This is a genomic window from Propioniciclava sp., assembly GCF_036744435.1.
Lineage (GTDB): Bacteria > Actinomycetota > Actinomycetes > Propionibacteriales > Propionibacteriaceae > Propioniciclava.
Map to the genome: position 1 here is coordinate 3,562 of NZ_DAIOIA010000118.1, position 5,318 is coordinate 8,879.

A 5,318-nucleotide genomic window follows, 5' to 3' on the forward strand; every position below is an offset into this window, starting at 1 on the left:
GACCACGCCTGTCACGAACACTTCTTCCGATAGCAGCAGGTCGCCGTTCCATGCGGGTTCAGGAGCCACTTCGGTCCCAGCATCTTCTGCAGCCTCAGCGCTGCCCGCAAATGGCACCAGCGTGGCCTCACCCGCCTCCAGCGTCGCGCCGCACCGCGTGCAGACTCCCGCATAGCGCAGCTTCATGCGACGGGAAGCGGGCTTGCCGGGCTGGGAATCCGGGGGTTCCTCGGGTTGCTCCACACAGGTCAACCTAGGTGAGGTCGACCCCGCGCGCTGGAGCCCCGGGCAATGCATCGTGGCCGATGCCGGAGGGCGGGCCTAGGATCGAGCCGGTCCCGCGGACCACGACAGCGAAAGAGGAACCATGGCGCCAGGCACGCAACAGCCGATTTCCCCCACCGGGATGATGGTGCTGCGCACCCTCGCCATGCCGCGCGACACCAACCCCTGGGGGGACGTGTTCGGTGGCTGGGTGCTGTCCCAGATGGACATCGCCTCAGGCCTGATGGCCGGCGAGGCGTCTGAGGGCCGCTCGGCCACCGTCGCGGTCAACGATGTGGTCTTCCACCGGCCCATCGCCGTCGGGCAGACCATCTGCATCTACGCCCAACTGGTGAAGATCGGTCGCACCTCCATGGAGATCGCCCTGCAGGTGTGGGCCCGCGACCTGGTCCACAACTACGAAGCCGACCGGGTGTTCGCCGCCGAGGCGGTCTTCCACTACGTGGCCATCGACGACGCCGGACGCCCCCGTCCGGTCCCCGAGTCGGCCCGGCAGTTCCTCTAGCGGGTCAGCCCGCATCACGCCGGGACACCCGGCCCCGCCACGGTCGGCGACGGGGCGGGGCGGGACGCGCGTCAAGCCTGCTTGGGGATCTCGTTGAGCGCCTCGTTCAGGGCGATCACCTGCTCGGCCGGGATTCCGTCCCCGGAGTGCCGCAGCAGCGCCGCCACCGTCATCCGATCGATCATGGCCTGCATCGCGGGCGGCATCTGCACATCACGGGCGACGTCACCCACGGACGCCTTCGCCTGATCCATGAGCCGCTCGATGAGCGCACCTCCGGCCGCCGTGCGCTTGATGTCGGCGAGACTGTCGTGGATCGAATAGAAGCCCTCAGGGCTCGGCACGTCGGCGTCGAACCAGTTGACGAGCTGCGCGTTCGGCATGGCGTAGTCCGGGTTGGGGGCGGACGCGCGGCGCACGTCGATGGTGTCCGTCAGCGCGCCGCTGCGGGCCGTGAGCCGGTGTTCGCCGGTCAGCGGGACGCTGAACCGGAACACGCGCACCCCGCGGAGGGACTCGACCAGGACGTCATCGCACCACAACTCGACCTCCTCCTGGTTGGAGTACACGGTCACCTCGGTGACGGCCTCGGCTCGATCGACGTAGCGGCGTCCGCACACGTGGACGAACGGCTCGGGGGACCAGGCGGCCTTGTAGGCGTAGAAGGCGTCCTTCTTCAGACTGCGGTCGAAGGTCACCAGCCCCTTCTGGTTGCGGCCCGGCAGGCCGCCCTCGACGCGTCCGTCCGCGGCGAAGTCGGCGAGGTTCCACACGTGGGTGGCCCACAGGTAGGGGCTGGCCTCGATCAGGTCGATGAGGTGCTCGTGGTAGCGGGCCTGGTACTGCTCGCTGTAGTCACCCCGGGTGGGATTCGCCCCTTGGTATCGGGGGTTGGCATCGGCCCCGTATTCGGACAGGCCGATCGCGACGCCCGGGTGAGCGGCTCGGAAGTCGGCGAACCAGCGGTCGTTGTCCTCCAGGTCGCCCAGGTACCAGCCGTAGTACAGATTGAAGCTGTTGACGTCCGGCACGGCCACCAGCGGATCGCCTGCGTCCAGGACGAACGCGTGCGCCATCGCGGTGAGCCGGGTGGGGTCGAGGCGGTGAGCCAGATCATTCAGCGCGCGATGCGCGTCCAGGAGCGCTTCGCTGTTGCCGCCGATAGTGATCTCGTTGGACAGTCCCCAGCTCATGATCGACGCGTGATGCCGGTTCTGCACGATCAGCTCGGTGAGCTGCGCGGTCGCGTTCACGGTGCCCGCGGGCAGGAAGTTCGTGATCTGCGGGATCTCGGCCCACACGACGATGCCCGCCTCGTCGCACAGGTCGTAGAAGGCCTGGTCGTGCTGGTAGTGGGCGAGCCGGACGGTGGTGGCGCCCAGTTCTTCCATGAGCGCGATGTCGCGCTCCATCATCGCCGGGGTGAGGACGTTGCCGACCCCTTCCCAGTCCTGGTGCCGGGATACCCCGCGCAGCGGATACTCCTCCCCGTTCAGCAGGAACCCGCGATCGGGATCGACGGCGAACTCCCGGCAGCCGAACCGGATGCTCACCGCGTCGACGGGCTTGCCGTCCTGGAGGAGCTCGGCGGTCGCGGTGTAGAGGTGCGGGTCACGGCGTCCGTGCCAGCGACGCACCTGCGCGATGGTCAGTTCGGCGTCCGCGGTTCCCTCGCGGACCGGCACCAGCACCTCTCCCTCGCCGTCGATGACGAACCGGACCGCGTCCCCGCCGGTCACCTCCGCGTGTAGCGCCACCGTGGCCTGCTCGCCGTCCAGGAGGGGGGTCGCGGTGAACCCGGGGCCGCCGTGGTCGTCGAGGCGGACGTGGGCGGCGGGCACCGTGAGGAGGAGCACATCCCGGTAGATGCCGCCGTAGAAGGTGAAGTCGGCCCGCTGCGGGTAGACCGTCTCGTTGGGGCCGTTGTCGACGTGCACGACGAGCACGTTGTCGTCGCGCAGCGCCTCGGCGAGGGGGACGCGGAACGTCGAGTAGCCGCCTTCATGGGTCGCGAGCAGGGTTCCGTTGAGATGGATCTGCGCGCTGGAGTTGACGCCGCGGAACTCCAGCCAGACGTCCCCGTCCGCGTCGGGGGCCGGGAACCGGACGGCGTAGGTGCTGGTGCCGCGACGGTAGTCGTTGCCGCCGTCTTGGCCATCGACCGCGTTCCAGGTGTGGGGCAGGGCGATCGGCTCGCCCGCCTCGGCGAGGGCGTCCCACGGCGCATCGGCCGGAACCGCGTCGGGGACGAAGACCCAGCCCTCGTGGAAGGGGCGGGCGGTACGGATGGATCCGGCGTGCTCGTTCATGACTCTCCTTGGAAGGCGCTCCCATAGCGCTGCGCTGGCTCGACGGTAGCCAGCCGTCGCCCAGCACTGATAGAAGAGATCATGCTAAAGTAGGACTAAACGCGCACACGTGTGAGGGGGCCAGGATGACCGACTCAGAGGGATCGGGCGCCTCGAGGACGCCCGACGACGGGGTGGCGTTGCTGGCAGCCGTGCTCGGCTGCCCGGTGGCGGTCACGGAGGATCCCGCCGCGCTGGCCGCCGACCTGGCAGGCGCGTCCGCCTTCGACGCGGCCCTGCAACCGTCGCTCGCCCCCGCCGCCTTGAGGCAGCTGATGGAGGACGCCGAGCCGGGCGTCGTGTATGAACTGCGCGATCCACTGGGCGTGATGCTCACGCTGTTCCGGCTGGGCCCGGCCGTCGCAGCGATCGGCCCCTACACGGGCGCCTCCCTGCACGCCGACGAGGCGGAGTCATTGCTGGGCCGCCTCGGCGTCCCGGGCTCACAACTGCAGCCGTACCGGATGTACCGGGCACGGTTCGCCCTGGTGGACTCCGAGTACGTCATGCGCGGCGCGCAGGCGCTGCTGCACGCGGTCCGCGGCTCCGGCGTCGCCGTCGAGTTTCGCCGGATCGACGCCGCCGCGACGCCGCGGACCCTCCGGCCCGCCGCGGTGCCACATTCGGCGTCCCTGGCGGCCATCGAGGATCGCTACGCGGTGGAGCGCGACTACATGGCTGCGGTGACCCGGGGCGACTTCCGAGACGCCTCCGCGGCCCTGGGGCGCATGGCGGCGATCCCGCAGCATCCCGGCTACCTGAACACGCCCTACCTGGGCGCCACGATCATGCGGATCCTCACCCGGGTGGCCGCGCTGGAGGGCGGGCTCCCGCCCGTATCGGTGGACGCCATCTCCCAGACCTACGCGCAGCGGCTCCACAGCAGCGGCCACAACCCGGACCGCGCCCACACCCAGCGCGCGGTCGCGGCGATGGCCGCCGACTTCTGCCGCGCGGTCGCCCGCCACCGGCAGCGCCCGTACTCGCGCCTGGTGCGCCGCGTCGTCGACGAGATCGAACTCCACCTCAGCGACCACGTCTCCCCGCCCGAGCTGGCCGCCCGACTGGGGGTATCGCCCTCCCACCTGGCACGCCGCTTCAAGGCGGAGACTGGACACACGATCGCCCAGTACGCCGCCCTCGAACGCACTCATCGGGCGGCCCACCTGCTGACCAGCACCGATCAGCCCGTCCGCGACATCGCCGCCTACGTCGGCTACCCGGACGCCAACTACTTCGTGAAGGCCTTCCGCGCCACCCATGGCATGACGCCGACCCAGTTCCGAGCATTACCCTCCTAGAGGCTCTCCCCGGCCGTCCGTCAAGCCCGTGAGGTAAGCGGTCAGGATGGCTTCTTCGTGCGCTGGCGAGGCACGGATCACCCGCTGCATGAGCAGCCCGTCCAGGAGCGCGGCCGCGTCCTGCGCGTTCTCCTGCGGGCGGTCGACATCGAGGCCGACCAGCAGTGCCGCGATCGCGTCGACGAACGCACCCCTCACCTCCGGGCGCGTGGCCAGCGACGCCTGGAGTTCCGGGTCGCTACGGCACTCGAGCAGCAGGATGAGTCGGGCGCGATGCTCGTCGGCCCTCCGCATGGTGGCGTCGAGGCCGGCAACGATGACGGACGCCACGACCGCCGGCGTGAGCGCCTCGGGGAGCGCCTGGGCTGCCAGGTCATCGCCCGTGCGCGTCGCCAGGCGGTCCACGATGACGGCGATGAGATCGCGGCGGGTGCGGGCGTAGTACGAGGTGGATCCGTCGGGCAGCCCGAGTTCGCGGTCGATCGCCAGATGAGTCAGGGCCCGCACCCCTCGCGAGGCGAGGATCGCGATCCCGGCCTCCGCGATCTGCGCCCGTCGATCGGTCATCCCCACCCTCTCTTCCTCCCGCATCGCATCGCTGCGCACATAGAGTACCGTCATCCTCTATGGACGTAGAGGATGGCCCGCTGATCGCCTGGTTCGCCGACACCGCCGCCCGCGACCCCGCCACGGTCGGAGGCAAGGGCGCAAACCTGGCCTCCTGCACCCAGGCGGGCCTCCCGGTGCCACCGGGTTTCTGCCTGACCACCAGCGCGTATCGGACGGCCGTCCGGTCGCTGCACCGTGCCGCCGCCACGGCCGAAGACCTGCGCGACCTGATCCTCGGGGCTCCGCTGCCGGGCAGCGTCGAGGACGCCG

6 protein-coding genes are annotated in these 5,318 nt (G+C 70.2%); 3 read left to right on the forward strand and 3 right to left on the reverse strand.

Going from position 1 to position 5,318, the window contains the following annotated elements:
* Positions 1-243 (reverse strand): hypothetical protein (locus V7E09_RS12690; RefSeq protein WP_324523478.1); only part of this gene is annotated, 243 nt, incomplete at its 3' end.
* Between the two features lie 124 nt (positions 244-367).
* Between V7E09_RS12690 and V7E09_RS12695 the strand changes: the two genes are divergently transcribed.
* Positions 368-790, forward strand: coding sequence for an acyl-CoA thioesterase (locus tag V7E09_RS12695; RefSeq protein WP_324509638.1), 423 nt, complete (start codon positions 368-370; stop codon positions 788-790).
* A 71-nt stretch (positions 791-861) separates the two neighbouring features.
* Here the strand turns inward: V7E09_RS12695 and V7E09_RS12700 are convergent, their stop codons facing one another.
* Complete coding sequence (locus tag V7E09_RS12700; RefSeq protein WP_324523479.1) at positions 862-3,099, reverse strand: glycoside hydrolase family 2 protein; 2,238 nt, start codon at positions 3,097-3,099, stop codon at positions 862-864.
* Between the two features lie 125 nt (positions 3,100-3,224).
* Here V7E09_RS12700 and V7E09_RS12705 point away from each other — a divergent pair, with 125 nt between their 5' ends.
* The gene (locus V7E09_RS12705; protein WP_324523480.1) at positions 3,225-4,439 is read left to right on the forward strand and encodes an AraC family transcriptional regulator; all 1,215 of its coding nucleotides are present in this window, start codon (positions 3,225-3,227) and stop codon (positions 4,437-4,439) included.
* Here the strand turns inward: V7E09_RS12705 and V7E09_RS12710 are convergent.
* Complete coding sequence (locus V7E09_RS12710; protein ID WP_324523481.1) at positions 4,428-5,006, reverse strand: TetR/AcrR family transcriptional regulator; 579 nt, start codon at positions 5,004-5,006, stop codon at positions 4,428-4,430. The genes V7E09_RS12705 and V7E09_RS12710 overlap by 12 nt on opposite strands.
* 59 nt (positions 5,007-5,065) lie before the next feature.
* Between V7E09_RS12710 and V7E09_RS12715 the strand changes: the two genes are divergently transcribed.
* On the forward strand, positions 5,066-5,318 hold a 253-nt coding region (locus V7E09_RS12715), incomplete at its 3' end, for a PEP/pyruvate-binding domain-containing protein (RefSeq protein ID WP_324523482.1).